The 26,729-nt window shown below is 63.0% G+C and carries 26 protein-coding genes and 3 tRNA genes; 13 read left to right on the forward strand and 16 right to left on the reverse strand.

Annotated elements, in window-relative coordinates:
- Window positions 1–3: 3 nt before the first annotated feature.
- Complete coding sequence (locus PCLY_RS15145; protein WP_061240472.1) at window positions 4–1,128, reverse strand: methyltransferase; 1,125 nt, start codon at window positions 1,126–1,128, stop codon at window positions 4–6.
- Between the two features lie 69 nt (window positions 1,129–1,197).
- Between PCLY_RS15145 and PCLY_RS15150 the strand changes: the two genes are divergently transcribed.
- Window positions 1,198–1,974, forward strand: coding sequence for a ferredoxin--NADP reductase (locus PCLY_RS15150; protein ID WP_061240473.1), 777 nt, complete (start codon window positions 1,198–1,200; stop codon window positions 1,972–1,974).
- On the opposite strand, the gene PCLY_RS15155 is transcribed toward PCLY_RS15150, so the two are convergent.
- Window positions 1,975–3,000 (reverse strand): CNNM domain-containing protein, encoded by a 1,026-nt coding sequence (locus PCLY_RS15155; protein ID WP_061240474.1) that lies wholly within the window; start codon window positions 2,998–3,000, stop codon window positions 1,975–1,977.
- Window positions 3,001–3,198: 198 nt separating this feature from the next.
- Here PCLY_RS15155 and PCLY_RS15160 point away from each other — a divergent pair, with 198 nt between their 5' ends.
- Window positions 3,199–3,447: a YdcH family protein gene (locus PCLY_RS15160; protein WP_061240475.1), complete on the forward strand. Its 249-nt coding sequence runs from the start codon at window positions 3,199–3,201 to the stop codon at window positions 3,445–3,447.
- 68 nt (window positions 3,448–3,515) lie between these two features.
- Window positions 3,516–3,794 carry a YdcH family protein gene (locus PCLY_RS15165; RefSeq protein WP_061240476.1) on the forward strand — a complete coding sequence of 93 codons (279 nt, stop codon included), beginning with the start codon at window positions 3,516–3,518 and terminating at the stop codon, window positions 3,792–3,794.
- A 74-nt stretch (window positions 3,795–3,868) separates the two neighbouring features.
- Here the strand turns inward: PCLY_RS15165 and PCLY_RS15170 are convergent, their stop codons facing one another.
- Window positions 3,869–4,363: a GNAT family N-acetyltransferase gene (locus PCLY_RS15170; RefSeq protein ID WP_061240477.1), complete on the reverse strand. Its 495-nt coding sequence runs from the start codon at window positions 4,361–4,363 to the stop codon at window positions 3,869–3,871.
- Window positions 4,364–4,460: 97 nt separating this feature from the next.
- On the opposite strand from PCLY_RS15170, the gene radA reads away from it, so the two are divergent.
- The 3 genes from radA to yjiA all read left to right on the forward strand — a co-directional run bounded on the left by radA (window position 4,461) and on the right by yjiA (window position 7,379).
- On the forward strand, window positions 4,461–5,819 hold the full coding sequence (gene radA, locus PCLY_RS15175) for a DNA repair protein RadA (protein ID WP_061240478.1): 1,359 nt from the start codon (window positions 4,461–4,463) through the stop codon (window positions 5,817–5,819).
- Between the two features lie 217 nt (window positions 5,820–6,036).
- Window positions 6,037–6,186, forward strand: a complete 150-nt coding sequence (locus PCLY_RS25040; protein ID WP_197432195.1) for a hypothetical protein — start codon at window positions 6,037–6,039, stop codon at window positions 6,184–6,186.
- Between the two features lie 218 nt (window positions 6,187–6,404).
- Entirely contained in the window at window positions 6,405–7,379 is a 975-nt protein-coding gene (yjiA, locus tag PCLY_RS15180) for a GTPase (RefSeq protein WP_061240479.1), read from the forward strand.
- 5 nt (window positions 7,380–7,384) lie between these two features.
- On the opposite strand, the gene PCLY_RS15185 is transcribed toward yjiA, so the two are convergent.
- Window positions 7,385–7,756, reverse strand: coding sequence for a PilZ domain-containing protein (locus tag PCLY_RS15185; RefSeq protein ID WP_061240480.1), 372 nt, complete (start codon window positions 7,754–7,756; stop codon window positions 7,385–7,387).
- A 169-nt stretch (window positions 7,757–7,925) separates the two neighbouring features.
- Here PCLY_RS15185 and PCLY_RS15190 point away from each other — a divergent pair, with 169 nt between their 5' ends.
- Complete coding sequence (locus PCLY_RS15190) at window positions 7,926–8,432, forward strand: DUF3015 domain-containing protein (RefSeq protein WP_061240481.1); 507 nt, start codon at window positions 7,926–7,928, stop codon at window positions 8,430–8,432.
- A gap of 61 nt (window positions 8,433–8,493) precedes the next feature.
- Here PCLY_RS15190 and glyA read toward each other — a convergent pair whose 3' ends face one another.
- Entirely contained in the window at window positions 8,494–9,747 is a 1,254-nt protein-coding gene (gene glyA / locus PCLY_RS15195) for a serine hydroxymethyltransferase (protein WP_061240482.1), read from the reverse strand.
- A gap of 125 nt (window positions 9,748–9,872) precedes the next feature.
- Window positions 9,873–14,006, reverse strand: a complete 4,134-nt coding sequence (locus PCLY_RS15200) for an EAL domain-containing protein (protein ID WP_061240699.1) — start codon at window positions 14,004–14,006, stop codon at window positions 9,873–9,875.
- A gap of 497 nt (window positions 14,007–14,503) precedes the next feature.
- On the opposite strand from PCLY_RS15200, the gene ettA reads away from it, so the two are divergent.
- Window positions 14,504–16,171, forward strand: a complete 1,668-nt coding sequence (gene ettA, locus PCLY_RS15205) for an energy-dependent translational throttle protein EttA (protein ID WP_061240483.1) — start codon at window positions 14,504–14,506, stop codon at window positions 16,169–16,171.
- Between the two features lie 97 nt (window positions 16,172–16,268).
- Here ettA and PCLY_RS15210 read toward each other — a convergent pair whose 3' ends face one another.
- Both PCLY_RS15210 and PCLY_RS15215 read right to left on the reverse strand, forming a co-directional pair.
- Window positions 16,269–16,601 carry a PilZ domain-containing protein gene (locus tag PCLY_RS15210; protein ID WP_061240484.1) on the reverse strand — a complete coding sequence of 111 codons (333 nt, stop codon included), beginning with the start codon at window positions 16,599–16,601 and terminating at the stop codon, window positions 16,269–16,271.
- A 9-nt stretch (window positions 16,602–16,610) separates the two neighbouring features.
- The gene (locus PCLY_RS15215; RefSeq protein ID WP_061240485.1) at window positions 16,611–18,935 is read right to left on the reverse strand and encodes a DUF1631 domain-containing protein; all 2,325 of its coding nucleotides are present in this window, start codon (window positions 18,933–18,935) and stop codon (window positions 16,611–16,613) included.
- Between the two features lie 206 nt (window positions 18,936–19,141).
- On the opposite strand from PCLY_RS15215, the gene PCLY_RS15220 reads away from it, so the two are divergent.
- From PCLY_RS15220 to PCLY_RS15230, 3 genes are all read left to right on the forward strand, one after another.
- Window positions 19,142–19,217: transfer RNA gene (locus tag PCLY_RS15220), tRNA-Asn, on the forward strand.
- Window positions 19,218–19,226: 9 nt separating this feature from the next.
- Window positions 19,227–19,303: transfer RNA gene (locus tag PCLY_RS15225), tRNA-Pro, on the forward strand.
- 5 nt (window positions 19,304–19,308) lie between these two features.
- Window positions 19,309–19,384 (forward strand) — tRNA-Lys (locus tag PCLY_RS15230).
- A 163-nt stretch (window positions 19,385–19,547) separates the two neighbouring features.
- Here PCLY_RS15230 and PCLY_RS15235 read toward each other — a convergent pair.
- From PCLY_RS15235 to PCLY_RS15250, 4 genes are all read right to left on the reverse strand, one after another.
- Window positions 19,548–20,849, reverse strand: coding sequence for an NAD(P)/FAD-dependent oxidoreductase (locus PCLY_RS15235; protein ID WP_061240486.1), 1,302 nt, complete (start codon window positions 20,847–20,849; stop codon window positions 19,548–19,550).
- Window positions 20,850–20,912: 63 nt separating this feature from the next.
- Window positions 20,913–21,086 (reverse strand): DUF3094 domain-containing protein, encoded by a 174-nt coding sequence (locus PCLY_RS15240; RefSeq protein ID WP_061240487.1) that lies wholly within the window; start codon window positions 21,084–21,086, stop codon window positions 20,913–20,915.
- Window positions 21,087–21,110: 24 nt separating this feature from the next.
- Window positions 21,111–21,659, reverse strand: a complete 549-nt coding sequence (locus tag PCLY_RS15245) for an MOSC domain-containing protein (protein WP_061240488.1) — start codon at window positions 21,657–21,659, stop codon at window positions 21,111–21,113.
- On the reverse strand, window positions 21,656–22,285 hold the full coding sequence (locus PCLY_RS15250) for a DUF1780 domain-containing protein (protein WP_061240489.1): 630 nt from the start codon (window positions 22,283–22,285) through the stop codon (window positions 21,656–21,658). Before PCLY_RS15250 ends, PCLY_RS15245 begins: the two co-directional genes overlap by 4 nt.
- A gap of 225 nt (window positions 22,286–22,510) precedes the next feature.
- Between PCLY_RS15250 and PCLY_RS15255 the strand changes: the two genes are divergently transcribed.
- Window positions 22,511–23,200, forward strand: a complete 690-nt coding sequence (locus PCLY_RS15255) for an energy-coupling factor ABC transporter permease (RefSeq protein ID WP_061240490.1) — start codon at window positions 22,511–22,513, stop codon at window positions 23,198–23,200.
- A 106-nt stretch (window positions 23,201–23,306) separates the two neighbouring features.
- Window positions 23,307–23,522: a hypothetical protein gene (locus PCLY_RS15260; protein ID WP_061240491.1), complete on the forward strand. Its 216-nt coding sequence runs from the start codon at window positions 23,307–23,309 to the stop codon at window positions 23,520–23,522.
- A 73-nt stretch (window positions 23,523–23,595) separates the two neighbouring features.
- Here the strand turns inward: PCLY_RS15260 and yacG are convergent, their stop codons facing one another.
- The 4 genes from yacG to PCLY_RS15280 form a co-directional block, all read right to left on the reverse strand.
- Entirely contained in the window at window positions 23,596–23,790 is a 195-nt protein-coding gene (yacG, locus tag PCLY_RS15265; RefSeq protein ID WP_061240492.1) for a DNA gyrase inhibitor YacG, read from the reverse strand.
- Window positions 23,787–24,395 (reverse strand): dephospho-CoA kinase, encoded by a 609-nt coding sequence (coaE, locus tag PCLY_RS15270; RefSeq protein WP_061240493.1) that lies wholly within the window; start codon window positions 24,393–24,395, stop codon window positions 23,787–23,789. Before coaE ends, yacG begins: the two co-directional genes overlap by 4 nt.
- 246 nt (window positions 24,396–24,641) lie before the next feature.
- Complete coding sequence (locus tag PCLY_RS15275; RefSeq protein ID WP_156458608.1) at window positions 24,642–25,511, reverse strand: prepilin peptidase; 870 nt, start codon at window positions 25,509–25,511, stop codon at window positions 24,642–24,644.
- The gene (locus PCLY_RS15280; protein ID WP_061240494.1) at window positions 25,512–26,729 is read right to left on the reverse strand and encodes a type II secretion system F family protein; all 1,218 of its coding nucleotides are present in this window, start codon (window positions 26,727–26,729) and stop codon (window positions 25,512–25,514) included.

Consider the following 26,729-nt stretch of genomic DNA (forward strand, 5'->3'; position numbering starts at 1 on the left):
GGCTTACTTGGTCGCCTTGAGCACCACGAACTTCGGGTTGGCCGCGACCTGTTCGACACCACGGAACAGGCGCTTGAGCTTGGCGTGATAGCCCAGGTGGCGGTTGCCGACGATCCACAGTTCGCCGCCCGTGACCAGCGCCGCGCGGGCCTGCTGGAACATGCGCCAGGCGAGGAAGTCGCCGACCACCTGCTGCTGGTGGAAGGGCGGGTTGCACAGCACCAGATCCAGCGAGTCGGCCGGCTGCTCGGCCAGGCCGTCGCCGGCGCGGATGGTCACCGGGCGCTCGCCCAGGGCCGACTGCCAGTTCTCTGCAGCGGACTGCACGGCCATATAGGACTCGTCCACCAGGGTCAGCTCGGCTTGCGGGCTGCCCAGGGCATAGGCGATGCCGAGCACGCCGTTGCCGCAGCCGAGATCGGCAACCCGACGCGCGTCCAGATGGTGCGGCAGATGCGGCAGGAAGGCGCGGGTGCCGATGTCCAGGCCGTCGCGGCAGAACACGTTGGCATGGTTGAGCAACTCCAGTGCCGGTTTGTCCAGGCGATAGCGAGTCGGGTAGGGCGAGCGGGGCGCTGCCTTGGTTTCGGGCGTAGCACTGAGCAGGCGGGCTTTCTTCACCGCCAGCGAGGCCTGCACCGGGCCGATGTATTGCTCCAGCAGATCGCCAGCGGCGCGGGGCAGGTGCTTGATCATCGCGCCGGCAATCACCTGGGCGCCTGGCGCCATCTGGCCGTGCAGGCGAAGCAGTTGCTCCTCCAGCAGCGCCAGGGTCTTGGGTACGCGGATCAGCACCCAGTCGAACGGCCCCTGTGGCGTTTCGCTGCTCGGCAGAAAACTCACCCAGTCATGGCTCAAGCCGTTGCTGGCGAGGTTCTTCTGCAGGGCCAGATAGCCCAGGTGCGAGTCGCCACTGCTGGTCACCTGGCAATGCCCGGCCAGCGAGCAGGCCAGGGCACCGAAGCTGTCGTTGAGCAGCAGCACGCGGCTGCCTGCTTCGAGGCCTTGTTCGTGCAGGTGATTGAGCAGGTATTCGTCGGCCGCGTCGAATGCCTGCAGGGGTTCGTTTGCCTGATGCGGCTGGCGCTGCAGCTCGAGGCTGGCGAAGGGGGTGTCGAGAATAGGCATGCAAACCTTCGGTGTTTGTCGTCGGCCGATTGCGCCAGACTGGGCAGGTATTCAATGAAGGGGGCGATTATGACCGTCAGCGATGACAAGTTCACCCGTCAGACCCTGCTCGATGTGCAGACGCTGACGCCGAGCCTGTTCACCCTGCGCACCACACGCGATGCCGGGTTTCGTTTCCGTGCCGGGCAGTTCGTGCGTCTGGGAGTGGAAAAGGCCGATGGTTCGTTGGTGTGGCGCGCCTACTCGCTGGTGTCTGCGCCGCATGACGAGTTCCTCGAGTTCTTCTCCATCGTGGTGCCGGGCGGTGAGTTCACCAGCGAACTGAGTCGCTTGCGCGTTGGCGACAGTCTGCTGGTGGAGAAACAGGCCACCGGCTTTCTGACCCTGGATCGCTTCGTCGATGGCCGCGATCTGTGGCTGCTGGGTAGCGGCACCGGTATCGCCCCATTCCTGTCGATCCTGCAGGACTTCGAGGTGTGGCAGCGCTTCGAGCGCATCGTATTGGTCTACAGCGCGCGAACCGCCGCCGAGCTGGCCTATCAGCCGATGATCCGTGGTTTCGCCGAGCTCGAGCACCTGGCCGAGTTCGCCCACAAGCTCACCTACTTGCCGGTGGTCACCCGCGAACAGGTGCCGGGTTGCCTGGCGGCGCGCATCACCGACTTGCTCGACAACGGCGAGCTGGAGCGTGCCGCTGCTCTGCAACTGACCCCGGAGCACTCGCGGGTGATGATCTGCGGCAACCCGCAGATGATCGACGACATTCGTCAGCGTCTGAAGGCGCGCGGGCTGAACCTGAGCCTTACGCGGCGGCCCGGGCAGGTGGCAGTCGAAAACTACTGGTGATCAATCGGCGCGGATTGCCTTGATCCGATGCTCCCAGCGGCGCTTGGCGAAGCGGCGCATGTTGGGGATATCGTCGGTTTCGTCGAGGATCGGTTTACCGATGATGGTTTCCATGATGTCTTCCAGCGTCACCAGGCCGCGCCAGCTGCCGAACTCGTCGTACACCAGGCACATGTGCTGACGCTCCTGCATCAGCAGGGTCATCAGGTTTTCCACGTTCATGCTTTCCGGCACGACCTTGAGCGGCTTCATGATCTGCGTGATCGGCTCGCCATCGTTCTCGGCGGCTAGGGCGTCGTAACGGAACACCACGCCCAGCGGCGACTCGTCTTCGCCGATTACCGGGTAACGGGAGAACTGGCTCTCGCGGGCGCGCGCCTTGAACGCAGCGATGGACTCGTCCGGCGCCGCCGATTCGCAGACGATACGCGGGGTCATGATGTCGCGCAGACGAATTTCGTGCAGGTCGAGAATGTTGCTGATCACCCGGTGCTCGTCTTCGTCGAGCTTGCCCACTTCGCGGCCTAGCAGGGTCAGCGCCTTGATTTCCTGGCGAATGTCGTGCTCCGGCTCCTTGCCGCCGAACAGGCGCATGATCAGGTCTGACATCACGATAAACGGCTTGAGCAGCAGGATCATCGCCCGCAGCAGGCCCGGCAGGATGGGCGCCAGGGTACGCCAGTAGCGGGCACCGATGGTCTTCGGCAGAATTTCCGAGAGCACCAGAATCAGCAGGGTCATGATCGCCGAGGCGATGCCCAGGTAACCGTCACCAAAGACGATGGTGACCTGTGCACCGACGCCGGTCGCACCGACGGTATGTGCGACGGTGTTGAGGGTCAGGATGGCCGCCAGCGGCTGGTCGATCTTGTCTTTGAGTTCTTTCAGCCTTTCGTACAGCTGCGGTCTTTCGACCTTCTGCTGAGCGATGTAACTGGGCGTGAGGGAGAGCAGGGCGGCTTCGAGGATGGAACAGATGAACGAAACCAGAATGGAGAGGACAGCGAACGCTATCAGGAGTGTCATGTAGGGGGATAAGTGACCAAGGGCCTGCCAATCTAACGCAAGCTCCGTGGAAAAAGCAGAAAAGCTGCAACATTTCATTTCGTGATGCCGGCGCAGGCAGCGTTCGCTGGCCCGACCTCTTGCTTGCCCGGATATCACCGACTGCACCTGGCCAAGCTTCGACTAGGCTAAAGGAACAATCTCTGGGGAGGCTCCTCCATGCCGCTTGAACATCACCCGCTGAATCGCGAGTTTCCGCAGCATCACGATGCGCTGCGCCAGCTGATGCAAAGTGACCCGCACTTTCCTCGCCTGGCAGAGGAATACGAGGCGCTGGACAAGCGCATCTACGAAATCGAGGACGGTCGCGAGGCTGCTGACGACCTGATCCTGCAGGGGCTCAAGCTGCAGAGGGTGGGGCTCAAGGATGAAATCGCCGAACTGCTGCGCAAGGCAGGCGGTGCTTGATCCTGATCAAATGAAAGGTCGACGTGTGGCGCTAGGCTGGAGCCCTCTTTCCTGTCGGAGGCTTCATCATGCACGTCGACCATCATCCGCTGGTTCATGACTTTCCCGAACTGCGCAGCGAACTGCAGCGCCTTAGGCAGAGCGACGAACAGTTCTCTCGCCAGGCCGAAGAATACGAAGCGCTGGACAAGCGCATCTGTCGTATCGAAGACGGTATCGAGTTGCTCGATGACGTCACTCTCAGCGCCCTGAAACTCAACCGCGTCGCGCTCAAGGACGATCTGGCGCGCCAGCTCAAGCGTGCCTCCGGGCAGTGCTGTGGGTGTGGCAACGGTTGCAAGGGGTGATCGCCTAGCAACTACGGTGCGCGCAGCGGCCCTCTCGGAATTCATCCGGGCGATGCCAGCAAAACTGACAGCCTTCAATGCACGGGCGGGTTGATCAGATAGGTCAGCAACCCGTCCGCCTCGTCTTCCGTCCAGACTGCCCTTGGCGGTCTCGGCAACTCGCTCAACAACTGCTGCCAGAAGGCCAGGGCCACTTCGTCCTGGCGGTAGAAGCGCAGCAGCCAGGGGGGGCCGTCGCCCATCGCCTGATGCACCAGTGCGCGGCCGATACCCAGGCGGCGGTAGCGTTTGAGAATGAACAGGTCGGCGAACTCCGGCGCATCGATACCGGGCAGCTCGCTGCGTTCGACCAGCAGGAAACCGGCGATGAAACCATCGGCGAGGATCAGGCTGGCGCTCCAGCCTGGCTCCTGCCAATAGCGCAGCAGGTGCTCCTCGTGGATATAGAAGCGGCCGTCCGTTTCGACGTCTTCCTGCTCCCAGTCCGAACTGTCGTAGGAGTAGAACTGGTAGAGGTTGCGGATCAGTGGCAACTGCTCGGCAGTGGTGGGCAGCAGTTCGATCTGCATGGCGTTTCCTGGTGAGGGTCAGTGTCGGTGGTCTGTAAATCTATCCAGTAGTTCGGTATCGTTCCAGCCTTCGCTCAACAGGCAGGACGATTTCCCCATGGCCAAGGCAAAACGCATGTACGGCTGCACCGAGTGCGGCGCCACCTTTCCCAAGTGGGCAGGGCAGTGTGGCGAGTGTGGCGCCTGGAATACCCTGGTGGAAACCGTGGTCGAGGGCGCCACGCCCAGCGGCCGCACCGGCTGGGCCGGCGACAAGGCCAATATCAAGACCCTGGCTGAAGTCAGTGTCGAAGAAATTCCGCGTTTTTCCACTGCCTCCGGTGAACTCGATCGCGTGCTCGGCGGTGGCCTGGTGGACGGCTCGGTGGTGCTGATCGGCGGTGATCCCGGTATCGGCAAGTCGACCATCCTCCTGCAGACCCTGTGCAACGTCGCCCAGCGTCTGCCGGCGCTGTACGTCACCGGCGAGGAGTCGCAGCAGCAGGTGGCCATGCGCGCGCGGCGCCTGGATCTGCCGCAGGACAAGCTCAAGGTGATGACCGAGACCTGCATCGAGTCGATCATCGCCACCGCGCGCCAGGAAAAGCCCAAGGTCATGGTGATCGACTCGATCCAGACCATCTTCACCGAACAGCTGCAGTCGGCGCCAGGCGGCGTCGCTCAGGTACGCGAGAGTGCGGCGCTGCTGGTGCGCTTCGCCAAGCAGAGCGGCACGGCGATCTTCCTCGTCGGTCACGTCACCAAGGAAGGCGCGCTGGCCGGCCCGCGCGTGCTGGAGCACATGGTCGACACCGTGCTGTATTTCGAGGGCGAGTCCGATGGCCGCCTGCGCCTGCTGCGGGCGGTGAAGAACCGCTTCGGTGCGGTCAACGAGCTGGGTGTGTTCGGCATGACCGACAAGGGCCTCAAGGAGGTTTCCAACCCATCGGCGATCTTCCTCACCCGCGCTCAGGAGGCAGTGCCCGGCAGTGTGGTGATGGCCACCTGGGAAGGGTCGCGGCCGATGCTGGTGGAGGTGCAGGCGCTGGTCGATACCAGCCACCTGGGCAACCCGCGCCGCGTCACCCTGGGCCTGGATCAGAACCGTCTGGCCATGCTCCTGGCCGTGCTGCATCGCCACGGCGGCATCCCCACCTATGACCAGGACGTGTTCCTCAACGTGGTCGGTGGCGTGAAAGTGCTGGAAACGGCCTCCGACCTGGCGCTGATGGCGGCGGTGATCTCCAGCCTGCGCAACCGTCCCTTGCAGCACGACCTGCTGGTATTCGGCGAAATCGGCCTGTCCGGTGAGATCCGCCCGGTGCCGAGTGGCCAGGAGCGCCTCAAGGAGGCGGCCAAGCACGGCTTCAAGCGCGCCATCGTGCCCAAGGGCAACGCCCCCAAGGATGCCCCGCCTGGCCTTCAGGTCATCGCCGTGACGCGTCTGGAGCAGGCACTGGACGCCTTGTTCGAGTAGCGCCATTGATAGCCGGGGCAATCCAGGGTTGGTGCGGTCCTGTCCTCGGTTGCATCCGGGGTCTGCCGATTTGTGGCGGGCGCGCAAGCGGCTTTGGCCGCGCTCCGGCATGCGGCGTTCTGCCGCGACCAGGCACCGGCGGAAATTGATCGAGGTCAATGGGTAGCAGGCTAACGGAGCGCAGCATGAAACCGTACTCACTGAGGGAGACAGCATCATGTTCCTGTTCTTCGATTTCTTTTCCCGTGCCTTCAACTTCGACGCCCGGGCCGTGCAAACGCGTGATTCAGCGCAACGCGAGCGGCAACGTATCGAAGCCCGTCGTCAGCGCCGCCAGGAGTCCGAGGCTGCCTGCCGCCTCCACTGAGTGTTGCGGCTCGCTCTGCGCTCAGCAGGGTAGCAGCGCCTGCGGCGTACGGCTCTCGGCCAGCAGCGCCGAGGGGTAGTCTGAACCGGTCACTTGTTAGTCCTTGCAGCGCGCAGCCGAGGCTTGCTTCACGGCGGTCGGTGAGCGCGCTAAGGTGTCGGCCCTTTACGCCACCTCTGATCGTGGCGTGCACCTGATGCTCTGCGAGGACTGACTGCATGCCGCCATCCGCTATTCCCGTCACCGTACTCACCGGTTTTCTCGGCGCAGGCAAGACCACCTTGTTGCGTCACATGCTCAAGGCCGAGCATGGCCTGCGCCTGGCGGTGATCGAGAACGAGTTCAGCGCCACCCCCATCGACGGCCAGTTGCTCGGCGATGAACCGGTGAAACTGGTCACCCTGGCCAATGGCTGCGTGTGCTGCTCGATCCATGTCGAGCTGGAAAAGGCGCTGTACCTGTTCCTGGAGAAGCTCGACAGTGGCGAACTGGCCTTCGACCGCCTGGTGATCGAGTGCACGGGGTTGGCCGACCCGGCGCCCGTGGCGCAGACCTTCTTCGCCAGCGAGGAGCTGGCGGAGCGTTACCGGCTCGATGGCATCGTCACCTTGGTCGATGCGGTCAACGCCGAGCGTCATCTGAGCGAAACCATCGCCCAGGCCCAGGTCGGTTTCGCTGACCTGATCTTGCTGAGCAAGACCGACCTTGCCGGCTCGGCAAGTGTCGAGGCGCTGCGGGGACGGCTGCAGCGGATCAACCGTCGTGCGCCGATCGAGGTGGTCGAGCATGGTCATATCGACCTGGCAGCGTTGCTCGATCTACGCGGCTTCGAACTCGATCCGACGCCGGCGCGCGGCCTGACCTTGCGTCCGCTGCTGCCAGCGGGCAAGACCGCGGACCGCATCCGCACGCTGGTGCTGGAGAGCGGAGAGGCAGTCGATCTGGAACGCCTCAGTGCATTCATGGAGGCTTTGCTGGCGCGTTTCGGCGATGCGCTGCTGCGCTACAAGGGGGTACTCGCGGTGGCCAACGAGCCGCGTCGCCTGGTGTTTCAGGGCGTGCTGCGACTCTATAGCTTCGACTGGGACAGGGAATGGGCGGCGGATGAGGCGCGCGAGAGCGTACTGGTGTTCATCGGCGACGATCTACCCGAGGACGAAATCCGCCAGGGTTTCGCCGAATTACTCGGGTAGTCAGATCAGGGCTGCTCGCCGAGGGCGGCAAGTTCCCGTTCCAGCAGGCTCTCGTCGCCCAGGTTGAGCTCGACCAGGCGACGCAGGTGGCTGATCGAATCCAGGTCGATATGGCGGCAGACGAAGCCGAGATAGCCCGCCTGGGTTCGGGTCAGCAGCACTTCCATTTTCACCCGCGCCTCGTCGCCGAGCTGGATATGCGCTTCGAGCGGCTGGTCCGGGTCAGCGTTCCAGTTTGTCGGGGTCTCGACCATCAGGCCCTTGAGCGACAGGTCATGCAGCACCGCCGACCAGCGCCGTTCGCCTTGCACGAGCTCGGTAGGGGCGTCGAAGGCGATGCGCTGAAAGCGCCGACGCTCGTTGGCTGTATCACTCATTCCTGAACTCCGATCTGCAGGTTTCCCAACACTATAGCCAAGGCGGCTGTGGTCGGTGGCGAATTGTATCGAGTTGCACGAACGGTAGCGCGGGTTGTTTGACAGCAGGGGTGACCTGACCAAAGCTCCTTATGCAGTTTCAATCAATCGATATTGCGGGGCGATAGATATGGGCAAGCGAATGTTGGGCAAAGGTTTGATCTTTGGTGTCCTGAGCATGGCCAGTGTTGGCGCGTTCGCCGACGCGGCTGGGGGCAATGGCTGCGGCTGGGGCAACATGCTCTTCGAAGGACAGCGTGGCATGGCGCCTCACTTCCTCGCCACCACCACCAATGGCACCTTCGGCAACGCGACCTTCGGCATGACCTCCGGTACCAACGGTTGCGATACCAGCGGCGCGTTGGGCTACAACGGTCGCTCCATGCTGGCGATGAACGGCATGCTCGATTCCATCGCCGAAGACATGGCCATGGGCCAGGGCGAAGCGCTGGACGCCTATGCCACCTTGCTGGGCGTCGAAGCCCAGGACCGTGCGCACTTCGCCAAGGTCACCCACGACAATTTCGGCAGCATCTTCAGCAAGGCCGACGCCACCAGCGAGCAGGTGCTCGCCGCTACTCTCGATGTGATGAGCCGTGACGCGCAACTGGCGCGCTACGTTAAACAGCCGGCCTGAGGTGGAATCCAGGCAAAAAGAAGCCCGCCAATAGGCGGGCTTCTTCATTTCAGTTGCTGCTTCAGTTGCCGTATACCGGGAACTTGGCGCAGAGGGCTTTGACCTGATCGCGCACGCGGCCTTCGACTTCGTCGTTGCCGAGGTTGGCCAGCACTTCGCAGATCCAGCCCGCCAACTGACGGCACTCGTCTTCCTTGAAGCCGCGAGTGGTCACGGCCGGGGTGCCGATACGCAGGCCTGAGGTGACGAACGGCGAGCGCGGGTCGTTCGGTACGCTGTTCTTGTTCACGGTGATGAAAGCGCGGCCCAGGGCGGCGTCTGCGTCCTTGCCGGTGATGTCCTGCTTGATCAGCGACAGCAGGAACAGATGGTTCTCGGTGCCACCGGAGACCACGTCGTAGCCGTTGTCGATGAATACCTGAGCCATGCTCTGGGCGTTCTTGATCACCTGCGCCTGGTAGGCCTTGAACTCGGGCTGCAGGGCTTCCTTGAAGCACACCGCCTTGGCGGCGATGACGTGCTCCAGCGGGCCACCCTGGCCGCCCGGGAAGACGGCGGAGTTGAATTTCTTCTCCAGCTCTTCGTTCTTGCGCGCCAGGATCAGGCCGCCGCGCGGGCCGCGCAGGGTCTTGTGGGTGGTGGTGGTGACCACGTCAGCGAACGGCACCGGGTTCGGGTACAGGCCAGCAGCGACCAGGCCGGCAACGTGGGCCATGTCGACGAACAGGTAGGCACCGACCTGGTCGGCGATGGCGCGGAAACGCGGAAAATCCAGCACCTGCGAGTAGGCGCTGAAACCGGCGATGATCATCTTCGGCTTGTGCTCGACGGCTAGGCGCTCGACTTCGTCGTAGTCGATCAGGCCCTGGTCGTTGATGCCGTACTGCACGGCGTTGTAGATCTTGCCGGAGAAGCTGACGCTGGCGCCGTGGGTCAGGTGACCACCGTGGGCCAGGCTCATGCCCAGCACGGTGTCGCCGGCTTCGAGCAGGGCCATGTACACGGCGCTATTGGCCTGGCTGCCGGAATGCGGCTGGACGTTGGCATAGTCGGCGCCGAACAGCTGCTTGGCGCGGTCGATGGCGAGCTGCTCGACCACGTCGACGTATTCGCAGCCACCGTAGTAGCGCTTGCCTGGATACCCTTCGGCGTACTTGTTGGTCAGCACGCTACCCTGGGCTTCCATCACCGCCGGGCTGGTGTAGTTTTCCGAGGCGATCAGCTCGATGTGCTCTTCCTGGCGCAGTGCTTCCTGCTCCATGGCGGTAAAGAGTTCGGCGTCATAACGAGCGAGGGTCAAATCACGGCTGAACATGGCGGTCCCCTGAAATCAGCTGGGCGGTAGAAGAAGGGGGCGGATTCTACCGCAAAGGTCGCATTCAGGCATATGAGGGTCGGTCATGAAGCAGACAAATGCCCCTCATGCGCCTTTCGCGCCGCTCAGTCGAGCATGAACAACGCGGCGCCGCTGAACTGCGCGCTGAACTGTTGCGCGGACATCGGCTTGCCCAGCAGGTAGCCCTGTACCTCGTCGCAGTCGTGTTCGCGGAGGAAATCCAGCTGTTTCTGCGACTCGACGCCCTCGGCGATCACGGCCAGGTTCAGGCTGTGGGCCATGGCGATGATGGCGCGAGCGATCTGCGCATCCTGCTCGCCCTCCGGCAGGCCGTCGACGAAGCTGCGGTCGATCTTCAATACGTCGATGGGGAACTGCTTGAGGTAGTTCAGCGACGAGTAGCCGGTGCCGAAGTCATCCACCGCGATGCACAGGCCCAGTTGCTTCAGGTCGGCCAGAGTCTGCATGGCGCTGGCGACATCGCGCATCAGGATGCTCTCGGTCAGCTCCACTTCCAGGGAGGAAGGGGCAATGGCTGCTTTAGCAATGATGGCCGAGATGCGCGAAGTCAGGTCGCCTTCGGCGAACTGACGGGCGGAGAGGTTGACCGACACTTTGGGGATGCGAATCTTCTGCTCATGCCAGGCCTTGAGCTGGCTGCAGGCTTCCTCGAGCACCCATTCGCCGACCTGGACCACCAGGCCGAGCTCTTCCAGTACCGGAATGAAGTCGTTGGGCGGAACCAGGCCACGGGTCGGGTGATTCCAGCGCAGCAGCGCTTCCACGCCAGTCAGGCGACGGCCATCGCCGGAGAACTGCGGCTGATAGTGGAGCACGAACTGGCCCTGTTCCTGGGCGTGGCGCAGGTCGCTTTCCAGTTCCAGGCGTTCCAGGGCGCTGGCGTTCATGTCGGCCTGGTAGAACTGGAAGTTGTTCTTGCCGCGTTCCTTGGCGTGGTACATCGCGGTGTCGGCGTTCTTCATCAACTGGCTCAGCTCGTCACCGTCTTGCGGGGCAAGGGCGATGCCGATGCTGGCAGTGACGAAGAACTCGCGGCCTTCGAGCACGAAGGGGCGAGCCAGGCTGGAGAGAATCTGCTCGGCGACATGGATGGCGCGATTCAGGGCGCCTTCACGAGTGGCGCGCGGCTGCAGCAGCAGGGTGAACTCGTCGCCGCCCATGCGCGCCACGGTGTCGTCGCCGTCGACGCAGGCGGACAGACGCACGGCCACGTCCTTGAGCATGCGGTCGCCGGCCGCATGGCCGAGCGAGTCGTTGATCGGCTTGAAACGGTCGAGGTCGAGGAACATCAGCACGACCCATTCGTCGTGGCGTTCGGCATGCTGCAGGGCGCTGTGCAGGCGATCCTGGAACAGGGTGCGATTGGGCAGGTGGGTCAGGGCGTCGTAGTAAGCCAGACGGTGGATGCGCTGTTCGCTGGCCTTGCGCTCGCTGATGTCGCTGAAGAAGCACACGTAGCTGACCAGGTCGCCTTCCTCGTCATGCACCGCAGTGATGCCGACCCAGGCCGGGAAGTTCTCGCCGCCCCGGCGCTTGAGCCAGACCTCGCCCTCCCAGCTGCCGCGCTGGTTGAGCTGGCCGAGGATGTACTGCATGTGCGTTGCCTGCTGGCGGTCGGCGGTGAGCATGCCGGGCAACTGGTCGAGCACCTGGCCGGCGGAGTAGCCACTGACGCGGCTGAACGCCTTGTTGACCTGAACGATGTAGCCAGCCGGGTCGGTTACCAGAATCGCCGCGGTAGAGTGCTCGAATACCGTGGCGGCCATGCGCAGATCCTTTTCCGCGCGGCGCTGCTGGCTGATGTCACGGCCGACGCCGAGGATGCCTTCGAAGCGACCGTTCTCGTCCCACATCAGCACCAGGCGCAGCTCGACCGGGATCTTGTGGCCGTCGGCACGCAGGCAATCGAAGACGAACAGCTGGTCCGGCAGCTCGTCGCGCAGGCGGTTGAGGCGGTCACGCTCACCGAGCGCGTCCTGGATGCGCTCGAGCAATTGGTTGAGCCCGATCAGTTGCTGCGGATTGGCCGCCATGCTGGCAAAGCCATTGGTCATTACCCAGTTGACCGAGTAGCCCATCACCGGCTCGACAGAGGGGCTGACATAGTTCAATGCCAGGTTGCTGTCGGTAGAGAAAATCACGTCGCTGATGCTTTCTGCCAGCAGGCGATAGCGCTGCTCGCTGTCACGCAGCGACTGGTTGCGCTCGATCTGTTCGGTGATGTCCTTGGCCACACCGATCAGTCGGCTGACCCGGCCCTGTTCATCACGCGCCAGAGCCTGCTCGCGGATGCTGAACCAGCGCCACTGACCGTCGCGGTGGCGCCAGCGCAATACCGACTCGAGCAGCAGGCCGTCGCCGACCACTTTCTGCAGGTTGCGGATGCGCCAGTAGTAGTCGCTGTCGTCGGGGTGCAGCACCTGGACCCAGAAGTCCTCGCGCATGGCGCGCAGCTCGGCCTTGCTGTAACCCAACTGCAGGCCCAGGCTGTGGTTGCTGAACAGCACCTGGCGGTTCTGCATGTCGTGTACGTAGAGCAGGTCAGGGACCGAGCGCACCACCTCCGACCAGAAACGCTCGCGCTCGATCAGTGACAGCTCGATACGCTTGCGGCTGGTGATGTCGCTGATGCTCAGGGTCACCGCCTGGTAGTCCTGGATCATTTCCGGCAGGCGCAGCACCAGCCAGACATGGCGCTGCAAACCTTGCGCGGTGACCAGCTGGGTTTCCAGTTCCACCAGGTTGGGGCCTTCGACCACTGCCACCGCCAGGCGATAGCGCAGATCGTCCGGCTGCACCGGGCCGTTGTCCATCAATTGCTGCCAGGCTTGCTCGGTGGACTTCACCCCGAGCAGGTTGAGCGCCACCTGGTTGGCCTCGGTGATGCGCAATTGATCGAGCAGTTGCTCCTGATGCCCGGCATCGGCCTGCAACCAGCGCTGCAGCCCCCCGGCATCACGCAGCTTGTGTTGCAGCAAGAGGCTGCGCAAGCCGGAAAGATCGAGCACGCAGAGGGCTACGCCGGTGCCTTCGAAAATGTCCTGATAGCGCCTGCGGGTCTCTTGCAGCACGCGCATCGCCTGCTGCTCGTCGGTGACGTCACGCAGCACCCACACGTAGCCGGCCTGTTGGCCGACCCCGCCGATATCGCTGCGGGTCACGGCGAACAGGCGGGCGCGGCCGTCGTCTTCCACCCTGACCAGTTCCGGCCCCAGGTCATGAGTCAGTTGCGGGCTGTTGAGCAACAGGGGGTCGAGGTCGGGTAGCAGGTCGAGCAGGTGGACATCCCAGGCCGCTTCACTACTCAGCCCGAACAGGGCTTCGGCCTGCGGGTTGAGGTAACGCAGCTTGCCATCGGCCTGGGTCACCAGAATGCGCTCTTCGACGGCGCCGAGCGCGCTGGCCGCCTGGCGCAGCGAACGGCGCGACTCGGTATTCAGGCGTTGCAGGCGGCGTTGCTCGCGCTGCAGGCCATAGAGCGCCAGCAGGGTGAGCAGGCTGCACAGGGTAAACAGCAGGAACTTGCCGGCCAGGCTCGGCATCAGCTCGTTTCCGGCGCGGTCGGCGTCGAACAGCGCACGCAGCTGCCAGTCACTGCCGGGCAGAGGGATCAGCTGCAGGCTCTGCGCCTGCTCCGCAGCGGTCACCGGTGCGACGATGTTGCGCGCTTGCCCCAGGTCATCGGCACGCGCGATGACACGCTGGCTGAGGAGGTCTTCGAGCAGCCATAGGTGTTCACTCTGATGCTGTTCGCGCAGCCAACTGCGTAATGCGCTGGTGCGCATGCGCAGTACACGGTGGCTGTCATCGGCCTGGCGCAACAACAGGTACAGCACGCCGTCGTCCTGCGCGCTGAAGGCGAAGTGGTACGGCGCGGACCCGCTGCGCTGCTGCTGATTGCGGATGAAGCTGAGGTCACGCGATTCGCTGGCACTGTCGGCCAGCAAGCGTCCGTGGGCGTCGAGCCAGGCCACGCTGTTCAACGTTGGGAAGATGCTGCGCAGTATCGTGACCAGCTCGTCGCCATTGCTGTCTCGCGCTGCAACGCTCTGCAGCATCGCCTGGCCAGCCTTGGCCTTCAGGCGCATGTTCAGACTCACATGCCTGGCCAGCTGGGCGCTGTAGCCCTGGCTCAGTTGCTTCTGGCTGTCGAGCAACTGGCGGTATTCCTGCGTCAGCTGCCAGGCCAGCAGCGTCAGGATCGCCAACACCAGCACCACCAGAGCACGCCGCAACGCTTCGCGGCGCTTTGGTGCGCGCGACTCGCCGGGAGGAGGAGACGGCAGGGAGGAGGGGGTCGACACGTTCTGTGAACCTGCAGCTAGTGCTGGGCTATTGTAGCGTTACGGCGCGCGGTTAGGCCTGCGCTCGCGCGAGCCGGCTAGCATGCCTGTAAACGTGGCCAAGTGCCAGCTGTGCCGACGAGCGTGGGTTTGCCCTGACCCCCACATTCCGGTAGCTTTGCGCCGCGCGCGTGAACTGTCCGCGCGGTACTTGGCGTTCGCTCCGACAGGGGCTAAGGTCTCTGCACGACGCCCCCGCTGCGGCCTCCGTGAAAACTGGCAGCAGCCGGTGATACGGCGGCCAGGCCGGCACATGTCAGGGGGCATCGCCTGTTAGACTACGCGTCTTGCCGGTGTCGTCACTCGCAATCTTTTGCAGTGTCTGCCAGGCCCGCCACTTCCAGCTCTCATTCTCACCAGTCAGGTTCTCCATGGCTCAGTACGTCTACAGCATGCATCGGGTCAGCAAGGTCGTCCCGCCGAAGCGTGAAATTCTCAAGGACATCTCCCTCTCTTTCTTCCCGGGCGCCAAGATCGGCGTGCTGGGTCTCAACGGCGCCGGTAAGTCCACGCTGTTGCGCATCATGGCTGGCGTCGATACCGAGATCGATGGCGAAGCCCGCCCGATGCCCGGTATCAAGGTAGGCTATCTGCCGCAGGAGCCGCAGCTCGACCCGAGCAAGACCGTGCGTGACATCGTCGAAGAGGCGGTAGGCGAGATCAAGCAGGCCCAGGCCCGTCTCGACGAGGTCTACGCTGCCTACGCCGAACCCGACGCCGACTTCGATGCGCTGGCGGCCGAGCAGGCCAAGCTGGAGGCCATCCTCCAGGCCTCTGACGGTCATAACCTCGAGCGCCAGCTGGAAGTCGCCGCCGATGCCCTGCGTCTGCCGGCCTGGGATGCGAAGATCGAGCACCTCTCCGGTGGTGAGAAGCGCCGCGTGGCGCTGTGCCGCCTGCTGCTGTCGGCCCCCGACATGCTGCTGCTCGACGAGCCGACCAACCACCTGGATGCCGACTCGGTGGCCTGGTTGGAGCGCTTCCTGCACGACTTCCCCGGTACCGTGGTAGCCATCACCCACGACCGTTACTTCCTCGACAACGTTGCCGGCTGGATTCTCGAACTCGACCGTGGCCACGGCATCCCCTACGAGGGCAACTACTCCGGCTGGCTGGAATCGAAGTCCAACCGTCTGGCCCAGGAAGCCAAGGCCGAGGCCTCGCATGCCAAGGCCATGAAGGCCGAACTGGAGTGGGTGCGCCAGGGTGCCAAGGCGCGTCAGTCCAAGTCCAAGGCGCGTCTGCAACGCTTCGAGGAAATGCAGTCGCAGGAATTCCAGAAGCGCAGTGAGACCAACGAGATCTACATCCCCGCCGGTCCGCGCCTGGGTGACAAGGTCATCGATTTCCACAACGTGTCGAAGTCCTTCGGCGATCGTGTGCTGATCGACGACCTGTCCTTCAGCATCCCCAAAGGCGCCATCGTCGGCGTGATCGGCGGCAACGGCGCGGGTAAATCGACCCTGCTACGCATGATCACCGGCAAGGAGCAGCCGGACGCCGGCCAGATCGAGATCGGTGAAACCGTGCAGATCGCCAGCGTCGAGCAGAGCCGCGAGGCGCTCGAAGGCAACAAGACCGTGTGGGAGCAGGTCTCCGACGGCTTCGACATGATCAAGGTGGGCAACTACGAGGTGCCGTCGCGCGGTTACGTCGGGCGCTTCAACTTCAAGGGTGCCGACCAGCAGAAGTTCGTCAAGGACCTCTCCGGTGGTGAGCGCGGTCGTCTGCACATGGCGCTAACCCTGAAGCAGGGTGGCAACGTGCTGCTGCTCGACGAACCGTCCAACGACCTCGACGTGGAAACCCTGCGTGCGCTGGAAGACGCGCTGCTGGACTTCCCTGGCGCCGCCATCGTGATTTCCCACGATCGCTGGTTCCTCGACCGTATCGCCACGCACATCCTCTCTTACGAGGACGATGGCAAGGTCAACTTCTTCGAAGGCAACTACACCGAGTTCGAAGCCGACCGCAAGAAGCGCCTGGGCGATGCAGCCGCGCAGCCACACCGCGTGCGTTACAAGAAGCTGGCGCAGTAAGTGTTCGCCAGATGAAAAAACGGAGCCTTCGGGCTCCGTTTTTCGTTGCGGCATTTGCGCGGAGCGGGCTGTGTGCGCCTGCTGCCCCGCCAGCGGCTCAGAGTTTTGCCAGCAGGCTGTCCAGTGCCTTGGCCTGATCCTCGGCCAGGTCGATGATATGAAAGCCCGCCCAGCAATGCTGGCCATCGGCGCCGGGGCGACTCCACAGGCAGTCGGCACCCAGGCGCACCTCCTGAACCTTGTCGCTGCCCGCGGTGCACACCAGTCGGCATTGCAGCACCGCGTCCGCGGTCTGTGGCGTATCGCTGAACAGCATGAAACCGTCGGCGGACAGGTCGACGATGCGGCCCAGGCGCTGGCCGCTGTTGAGGTCGAAGACCTCCAGCTGCATCTCGGTGCCATGGCGGCTGTGTTGGCGACGCTCTTCCATGGAAATTCCTCAGCGGGGTTCGGCTGTGCGCCCAGTGAAGCGCTGCAGCACACGATAGATGGCGGTCAATGCACGATCCACCAGAGGCGTCGCGCGTTCGGGAGTGACGATACGGGCCAGGCCCTTTTCCATTTCGCTGGCCAGCAGGGTCAGCGGCTTGATCGCCACGCGCTGGCCGCTGTTGTCGACGAACATGTAGTTGTGGGTGGTCGGGCTGAACCAGGAGAGCTTGAGTACGCGGCTCTTGCTGTCCTCGACGAATTCGAACCAAGTGCCGAACTCGACGTTGGCCAGTTCCTTGGCCAGCATCTGCGCGCGGGCCGAGAGTTTGCTACGCGGGGGCGCCTGGCGAGCCAGGTCGGCATCTTCGCCGAGCATCGCGCCCAGCGGGCTTTCCGGCAGATTGGGCTTGAGCTGCGCCGCCAGCTGCGGCTGCTTGGCCTGTACCGCGTGCTGGCAGGCCACCAGATCCTGTAGCAGGCGGCGGATGCCGTCTTCGTGATAGCCACCCAGCAGTTCCAGGCCCTTGCGCAGGTCGCTGAGCATGGGCACGCGTATCTCCTGCAGGTGCTGTTTGTCGGCATCGCCCAGTGGCGTGCCGCTCCAGGCCAATTGTTCGGCCACTTCGCAGGCGCGTCGCCACTCTGCGTTGTGCTCGCCGTGGCGCAGCAGGACGAACACCAGCACGTCGGCCCAGGTCAGTTCGAGGAAGTTGCGGATGATCGCCGGCAGGTCGCGCTGCGCAACGCATTGCTGAACCACCTCCAGCGCCTGCTCACGAGCACCGAGCAGGCGGTCGCGGCCCTTGGCTGCCTCGACCGCACGGCGCTCACGCAACTCGACCTTGTGACGCAGGGTTTCGACGTACTCGTTGAATTCTTCGATCAGGCTGTCGAACAGCCCCAGATCCCCGCTAAAGCCGTGAATCACCCGCTCGACCACCCACTGCATCTTGGCCAGCAGGCCACGCTCGTCACCTTCGCTGCCATACAGCACGCCGGCCTGAGCCATCGCATTGAGCAGGCGACGAGCCGGATGGTGGTGCTGGGTGAACAGTGCCTTGTCCAGCAACGCGATTTTCAGATAAGGCGTATGCAAGTGTGAGAGTGCGGTCTTGCAGGCGTCCGGCAGGTTCTCGTCGTCGAGGATGAAGTCGAACAGCATGCCGACAAGGTCGATCACGTCGGCTTCCTGATCGGATACCTTGCTGTCGCCTGGCAAGCTGCTGTGCGATTCAAGCTGCTGTTGCAGGTCTGCTTTGAGGCCTTCCACGGCCTGCGGCTTGTGCAGGCGCTGGGCTAGCTCGCTGGCGGACTGCTGCTGCATGCGGTTGAGCGCATCGAGCAGTTCGCTGGCGCTGTAGGTACGGCTGGCCTCGCGTGGCGAGAAGCTGACGATGCTGCGCGTGCCACCCAGCAACGGCGCATCCGGATGGCTGTGGCGGTGCTCGTCGAGCAGGCTGGAGAGGCCGCTGAACAAGGCGCTTGGGTCGCTTGGTGGCGGTGCGTTGAGGTCGAGATCGAGCAGCGCCGGCGCTGGGCTGGCGGGTGCGTTGCCTGGCTGGACTGGCTCCTGTGGTTGGCTCGACGGAGCCTCTGCCTTGGGCGGCTCTGGGCGACTGACGCTCGGATTGATCTGCGCGCTGTACTTGAGATTGGGCAGTACGCCGGCATCGATCAGACGCTGGTTGAGCGCAGCGTAGAGCGAGTCCAGGCTTTGCATCACATGGCGATCGAAGAGCATGTACAATATGGTCTTGATCTGCAGCGGGAACGGGCAGGGGGCCAGTGCATCACGAAACGCCTGGGCGATGGCCTGCGGGCCGAAGGGGTTGCTGTCCTCGCCGAGCTTCTGGCCATTGTTGAGCAGTGCCAGGCGCTGCTCCAGGGCGAACAGCGGCTGGGTGCAGCGAGCCTTGACCCGGCTGACCATGTTGGTGACCTGAAGGGTCTCTTCGTAATCTTCGTTCTGCACCAGTGCCAATTGCTCCGCGTCCAGTGGAGCAGCGGTCTGATTCTGCAATTTGCCGTCGAGGAAGTCGGAGAAATTGTTGGCGATCGCCTGGTGATAGCTGCGTTCTATCTGCGGACGCTGGCGGCGAATCTCGCGCATGCTGTCGAAGAACAGCGTCTGCACCTTGTTGTTCTCGGCCTTCTCGGCGCACTCGAAGAGCGTGTCGTCGACCTGGCCGAAAACGCCGTTGAGGTGCTCAGCCAAACGGTTCATCACCAATTTGCGGCAGGCCTGCACCAGATCGCTGAAGCGCGGCTGGATACCGCGGCTCGCGAGGCTGACCACCTTGGGATGAATAGGGGGCTTGTCCTGGTTACTCATGGACTGTCCTGGCTGGCGTCGTCGGCTGGCGCGTCCTGCGTCGTGCCGTAGTTCGATGAAACATATAGTAGTCCATGCTCGCGCTGCAAAGCATTGTCGTAAAAGCAGTTTGCAGGGGTTGACAGGGAAAATTTGCTACGTAAAATGGCGCGCCTCTGAAGCGGTAAAGCGAAAGCCGAAGCGCAGCAGAGCTGGAAGACCGAAGTTCCGCGATAGCTCAGTCGGTAGAGCAAATGACTGTTAATCATTGGGTCCCTGGTTCGAGTCCAGGTCGCGGAGCCAACTTCCTATCGGGGTATAGCGCAGTCCGGTAGCGCGCTTGCTTTGGGAGCAAGATGTCGGGAGTTCGAATCCCCCTACCCCGACCATATTTGGGTCGTTAGCTCAGTTGGTAGAGCAGTTGGCTTTTAACCAATTGGTCGTAGGTTCGAATCCTACACGACCCACCACCACAACGAACAAGCCCGCCTAGTGCGGGCTTTTTCGTTTCTGCATTCCCGCATTCGGGCAATGTGCTTGCCTCCCCTGTCCCACTTGCGGGAGAGGGGGCGGGGGAGAGGGCTAATTGGCTGCAGAGTTACTTGCAGAACCCTCTCCCGCCCTGCGCCGCTTTTAGTGCAGCTTCAGGCGTGGTTCGGTGCTGCGCCCGATCCGGTCGCTGAGCATCAGCAGCAGTGTGCGCGGCACGCCATACAGAGCCATCTGGTGCATGCGATAGAGCGATACGTAGAACACGCGCGCCAGCCAGCCTTCGAGCATCACGCTGCCGGTCAGGTTACCCATCAGGTTACCGACTGCCGAAAAGCTCGACAGTGAGATCAGCGAGCCGTAGTCGCGATAACGGTATTCCGGCAGGGGCTGGCCGCTGATCTTCAGGCGTAGTGACTTGGCCAGCAGTGATGCTTGCTGATGCGCGGCCTGGGCGCGAGGCGGTACGTTGCGCCCATCGTTGCCTGGCTGAGGGCAGGCGGCGCAGTCACCGAAGGCGAACACGTCGTCATCCCGCGTCGTTTGCAGCGTCGGACGCACCTGCAACTGGTTGATGCGATTGCTCTCGAGTCCGTCTATATCCTTGAGAAAACCCGGTGCACGGATGCCGGCCGCCCAGACTTTCAGGCTGGCCGGAATGAAATTGCCGTCAGCGGTTTTTAGGCCGTCGGCGGTCACTTCGCTGACGGCGGCGCCGGTCAGTACGGTGACGCCCAGTTTCTCCAGCGTCTGGTGCACCGGGCGAGCGATGCGTTCCGGCAGCGCCGGCAATACGCGTGGGCCTGCTTCGATCAGGGTGATGCGCATGTCTTCCGGGCGAATGCGATTTAGGCCATAGGCGGCCAGCTGCTTGGCGGCATGGTGCAGCTCGGCGGCCAGCTCGACGCCCGTAGCGCCCGCGCCGACGATGGCGATGTTGATCTGAGCTCCCTGTTCGTGTTCGCTGGCATGGGCGCGCAGGTAGTGGCTGAGCATGCGTCGGTGAAAGCGCTCGGCCTGCGCCCGCGTGTCGAGGAAGATGCAGTGTTCGGCAGCGCCGACCGTGCCGAAGTCGTTGGTGGTGCTGCCGACGGCGATCACCAGGCTGTCGTAGCTGATGCTGCGCTCCGGCATTAGCACCTGACCGTCATCATCCAGCGTGGGCGCCAGGGTGATGTGCTTGTTGGCACGGTCCAGGCCGGACATGCGCCCCAGCTGAAACTCGAAATGATTCCACTTGGCCTGCGCCACGTAGTTCAGTTCGTCTTCCGAGGAGTTCAGCGAGCCAGCGGCCACTTCGTGCAGCAGGGGCTTCCAGATGTGGGTGAGGTTGGCGTCGACCAGAATGATCCGGGCAGCGCCACTCTTGCCCAGTTTTCTACCCAGACGGGTGGCCAGCTCCAAACCGCCGGCGCCGCCGCCGACAATCACGATGCGATGGGACATGGATATTGCTCACAAGGCTTTGAAAAAGACGGTGTGAGTACGAGAGGGCGAGCGCGAAGCAGCTCATAGCACCAGTCGACTCAGAAAGCGGCTCAGCAGGCCCAGGCCGATGACGACGGCCAGCACCACGGCGAGCAGTCGCCAGACGCGAAACGGCTGACGTTCCACTTGGTGCTGCGGTGCGCTCAGGTATTGGTCGACTTTTTGCTGGTCTTCGGGGCTCAGGCGGCTGGTCATGGGCGGGCCTCTGCTTGAATGCAGCTATTCTAGGCGTGCCCGCCAGCCTTGGCGAGCGTTGTTGTCCTGCGGGTCAGGTAGCGTTTCGAGGGGTTGCACGGTTACCGCGTCATCCAGGCGGATGATGCCGCCTTCGATCACCCGGGCGGTGATGCCGCCATGGCCGCGCATGGCCTGGAAGGTGCCGCGCCCGAGGCGCTCCTCCAGGCGGGCGCAGGGTTGGCACCAGCCAGTGGTTTCCAGCAGTGCCTGTCCGATGCGAAAGCGTCGGCCCTTGAGACTGAACAGGTTGATGCCGGCGACCGCGATATTGCGGCGCAGCTCGCTCGGCTGCATGGGGGCATCGCGTCCGAGCAGCCCGGCGACGACGGCCAGATGCTCCCATTGAATCAGGGTGACCTGCCGCGCATTGCGTGGCCCTGGGCGACTGTGATCGCCCGTCAGGCCGGCCTCACGCCGAGCCTCCACGGCTTCGACTTCGAGCATGGCCTCGCGCGCCCTCGGGCGCACGCCTATCCAGCGCACCTGGCCGACCTGCGGCACCTCTGCCAGCAACTCCTGCAGCGGGCTCATAGGCCAATCCCGATGTCGAACAGCAGGCTGCGCCCGAGGTTCTGGCGTAGAAAATCCGGCGCGTCGGGGTGGGCGAACAGTACCCGGGCGAAGCGCGGGCCGACCAGCGACAGCGAGCGCCAGCCCTGACGCAGGTATTCGGTCGGGGGTGGAAAGTGGCTGTTGCAGTCGAGCACGGCACGCTTGAGGCTGACGAAGGCAACCAGGTCGAGGTCGCCCGGATCGAGGCCGCGTTCGCGATAGTTATGCGCCTTCTTGCGCAAGGTTGGCGCCAGGCGCGCCTGCATCTCGCTGGCGGGAATGCGCTTGGGGCGTATTTCGCGGCGCACCAGCTGGCTCAGGGAGAAGGCGCTGCGGCGCCGTTCCAGCTCGGCGCGCCACTCGTCATTGAGTCGGCGGCCTTCGTCGAGGACGAAGAACACCTCGAAATTGGCATCGCGAAACAGCACGTCCGGTGGCTCCTGGCCACTGGGGGTAAAGTCATCGTTGTGATGGCGCACGTTCAGCGCCTGCAGCAGGCGCTGGCAGACCCAGCGCTCGCGCTCCCATTTCTTCGCGTTGGAAAGGAAGGCATTGGCCTGTTCGGCCTGGTGGGTAAGTAAGCGCAGGTAGTCGGAGTCGTCCATGCCCAGAGCTTAGCCGCAGCGCCGACCTGCATGCCAGTGCCGGTCGTGTAGCGGTTAGCCGGTAGGGCAGTCGTCATCGCCTCGCGGGCGTTGATCTGGCTGCGGTCGTGGGGACGTTTCAGTGGCCAATCCAGTCTGTTCCACTGCGCAGGTGTCCGCCTGGCCAGGACTGCCGGTGTAGACTGCCTGCACTCATGGCGATGAATGAAGGAGAGGGGCGCGCGCATGATCGCTTCCAACCTGCTGGCGTTCTCCACCTTGCTGGGTGGCTGGTTGATCTATGGGCTGGCGCTGCTCTGGGCGATTGCACGAGCGCCCTGGGTCGAGCTGTTCAGCGACCTGCGCCGCCAGCACCTGCTGTTTGGTACCATGCTCGGCCTGTTCCTGCTCTGGCTGGTGCGTCGCGATTTCGACTCCGGGCTTTCCTACCATTTCATCGGTATGACGGCTGTGACGCTGCTGCTCGACTGGCCGCTGGCCGTGCTTGCAGGCCTGGCGGCGCAGCTTGGCCTGCTGGCTATCGGTCGACTGGATCTGGCCTCGCTTGGCGTCAACGGCGTGCTGCTGGTACTGACCCCCGTGCTGATCACCGAGCTATGCGCGCTTCGCGTGGAGCGCGCGCAGCCGCGCAACCTGTTCGTCTACATCTTCTTCTGCGGTTTCTTCCCAGCGGCATTGGCGACGCTGGCGACTCTGCTCGGTGGCTTGGCGCTGTTGTGGCTGGATGGTCTGTTCCCCATGCCACCCTGGCTGGACGACTTCGCCGGCTATTTGTGGCTGGTGGCATTTCCCGAGGCCTTCATCAACGGCACCATCGTCACCGCGCTGGTGGTGTTCTGTCCGGACTGGCTGGAAACCTTCAACCGCAGCCGTTATCTGCAGGCGCCCTGGAAGGAAAGTGATCGCGGCGACTGAATGACGCCGTATTGGCCGATTGAATGCCACGGGCGGATTGATCCCCGTCAATATCTGAAACCTGTCTGGCGACATGCTGTGCAAAACACTGCCGAGGAAGCCGAACATGAGTGTTCACAGCTGGGCGAGAAGCACTGTTCAACGCGATCTGCATGACGCCCAAGAGCAGGGCCATGAGCCTGTCATGGCACTGCGTGCGCTGCTGTCGGAGGTCGTGCAGCAGAGCAGGGCGCTGCGTGACACTCAGGAGCTGGCGCACGAACTGCAGTTTCTCGCCGACAACCTCGACGATGACCGCGATTACGCCTTCATGCGTCCCTGAGATGCGCCGGGCGCTATGGTTTCCGCAGTTCATCCAGGCACTCGTAGGAGCGGCTTCAGCCGCGATCGCATTATTAATGCGGTCGTGTAGGCAGGTCGCCGCTGAACATCTCGTCTTCCAGGTCATTGCCCGGAATCGCATGTTCCTCGGCGGCCCAGGCGCCCAGATCGATCAGCTTGCAGCGCTCGCAGCAAAACGGGCGGTAGGTGTTCTCGACTTTCCACTCGACGGGCGCACCGCAGGTGGGGCATTGAACGGTCGTGGTCATGGTTGGCCTCCGCGCAGGGTCAGATAGAAGTTGTGCAGGCGCTCGACCTCCGCGTCCAGCCAAGCCCTGTCTCGATCATTGACCAGTACGTCGTGGGCGTGGCGCAGTCGCTCTTCGCGGCTGGCCTGTGCCTGCATGATGGCGCGAACCTGCTCTTCCGAGCTCTGGTCGCGCGCGATGGTGCGTTGGATCTGCAGCTCTGCAGGTGTGTCGACTACCAGCACGCGCTGGGTCATATGTCGCTGGCCGGATTCGACCAGCAGCGGTGATACCAGGATGGCGTAAGGTGACTCGGCGCGTGCCAGAACCTGAACGATTTCCTCGCCGATCAGCGGGTGCAGCAGGCTTTCCAGCCAGCGGCGCTGTTCGGCGTCGGCAAAAACCAGCTTGCGCAGCGCGGAGCGGTCCAGCTCGCCATTGGCTTGCAGCACGCCCTCGCCGAAGTGTTCGACGATCTTTGCCAGCGCGGGGCGGCCTGGCTCGACCACCCAGCGCGCCGCATGGTCTGCATCGACCACATGTACACCGCGCTCGATGAAGCCCTGCGCCACCGCGCTCTTGCCGCTCCCAATGCCGCCAGTCAGGCCGAGTATCCAGGGTTTCATGACGCCAATGCAGCCTCGTTATTGCTCAAGGCCGCGATTGTAGGGGGGATTGGGATGCGATGCGAATCGCGTATGCCGAGAATCGCCATCCCGCGAAGGCAAGAACTGGGTTGGCGCCATGCCGGCGGTAGCCCGGATGAAATCCGGGATTGGCCGATAGATTTCCCCGGATTGCATCCGTGCTACAGACTGCAGGAGCGACGCCGTGCTGCGAGTCCGTGCTTGCTGGTGGCAGAGCTGAGCGCGTTAGAACCCGGCAAACTTCAAATAACTACCAGTAATCACGTCGCCCCAGAGCAATGCGATCCAGCCGGCAATCGCCAGATAAGGCCCGAAGGGCATTGGCGTGCTGGAATCGCTACCGCGCATGCGCAGCAGAATCACCCCCAGCATGGCGCCGACCAGCGACGACAGTAGAATGGTCAGCGGCAGAATCTGCCAGCCACCCCAGGCGCCGAGCATGGCCAGCAGCTTGAAGTCGCCATAACCCATGCCTTCCTTGCCGGTGATCAGCTTGAACAGCCAATACACCGACCATAGGCTCAGATAACCGGCAATCGCTCCCCACAGAGCATCTTCCAGGTTGGTGAACAATCCGTAGTAATTGACGATCAAGCCCAGCCACAGCAGCGGCAGCACCAGCACATCCGGCAGGATCTGGTGGTTGGCATCGATCAAACTCATTGCCAACAGCCCCCAGGCCAACACCAGCATCGCCCCTGCTTGCCAGGTAAAGCCGAAATGCCAGGCTATGTAGCCGGAAAGCACACCGCAGGCCAGTTCGACGATGGGGTAGCGTTTGCTGATCGGCGTCTTGCAGTTCGAACACTTGCCGCGCAGGAACAGGTAACTGATGACCGGGATGTTCTCCCAGGGGCGGATCTCATGACCGCAGTTAGGGCATGCGGAGTTGGGCAGGATCAGGTTGAAGGTTTCTGATTGGGGTGCTTCTGGTAGCTCAAGCACCTCACGCGCCTGGCTTTGCCAGCCGCGCTGGAGCATCAGCGGTAGGCGGTAGATCACTACGTTGAGGAAGCTGCCGATCAGCAGGCCAAGTAACAGGACGAAGAAAACAAAGGCCAGCATATGGCTGGCCAGAAAATCTATCGCGAGCATTTAGACTACGGCGCCCAGTTGGAAGATCGGTAGGTACATCGCAACGATCAATCCGCCAACCAGGACGCCGAGCACGGCCATGATCATTGGTTCCATCAACGTGGTGAGGTTGTCTACAGCGTTGTCGACTTCTTCTTCGTAGTAGCTGGCAGTCTTGTCCAGCATTTCATCCAGCGAGCCGGCTTCTTCGCCGATGGCTGTCATCTGTACGGCCATGGTGGGGAAGATGCCGGTACTGCGCATGGAGAAGTTCAGTTGAGTACCGGAAGAGACGTCGACTTTGATCTTGTGGACGGCGTTGCGGAATACGACATTGCCGGTGGCGCCTGCTACCGATTCGAGTGCGTCGACCAGTGGAACGCCGGCTGCAAAGGTCGTTGCCAGGGTGCGGGCGAAGCGTGCGACCACTGCTTTGTACAAGATGTCACCGATGATTGGGGTCTTGAGTAGTACTCGGTCCAGTGCATCACGAAATTTTTCCGAACGCTTGTAAGACTGGGAAAAAGCGAATGTAGCGGCAAAAACGATGGCCAGGACCACAAACCACCAGTGCTGCAGACCTCGTGACAGATCGACGACGACTTGGGTAAAGGCCGGTAGCTCGGCACCAAAACCTTGGAACACCGACTCGAATTGCGGCACGACCTTGATCAGTAGAATGGCTGTCACGATCACTGCAACTACAACGACCGCGATCGGGTAGGTCATGGCTTTCTTGATCTTGGCTTTGAGAGACTCGGTCTTTTCTTTGTAAGTGGCGATACGGTCCAGCAGTGTTTCCAGGGCCCCTGACTGTTCGCCGGAGTCCACCAGGTTGCAATACAGGTCATCGAAGTACATTGGTTTCTTGCGCAGCGCTGACGCAAAGCTATTGCCGGCGGCAACTTCCTGTTTAACCTCATCGATCAGTTTGCGCATATTGGGGTTGCCGACACCCTCGGCGATGATGTCGAAAGACTGCAGCAGCGGCACGCCGGCCTTCATCATGGTTGCCATCTGCCGGGTGAACAGGGCGATGTCCATCGGCTTGATTTTCTTGCCTGCGCCGAACAACGAAACCGCCTTCTTGCGCACCTTGATCGGGTTGATACCCTGCTTGCGCAGTTGTGCCTTGACCAAGGCAGGCGACTGCCCGCTAAGCTCACCTTTTACCTTGCCTCCCTTTCTATCGGTGCCTTCCCAAGCGAATACGCTGGTTTTCAGTGCTTTTTCCGCCAT

The sequence above is a fragment of the Ectopseudomonas composti genome (assembly GCF_001567565.1).
GTDB lineage: Bacteria > Pseudomonadota > Gammaproteobacteria > Pseudomonadales > Pseudomonadaceae > Aquipseudomonas > Aquipseudomonas composti_A.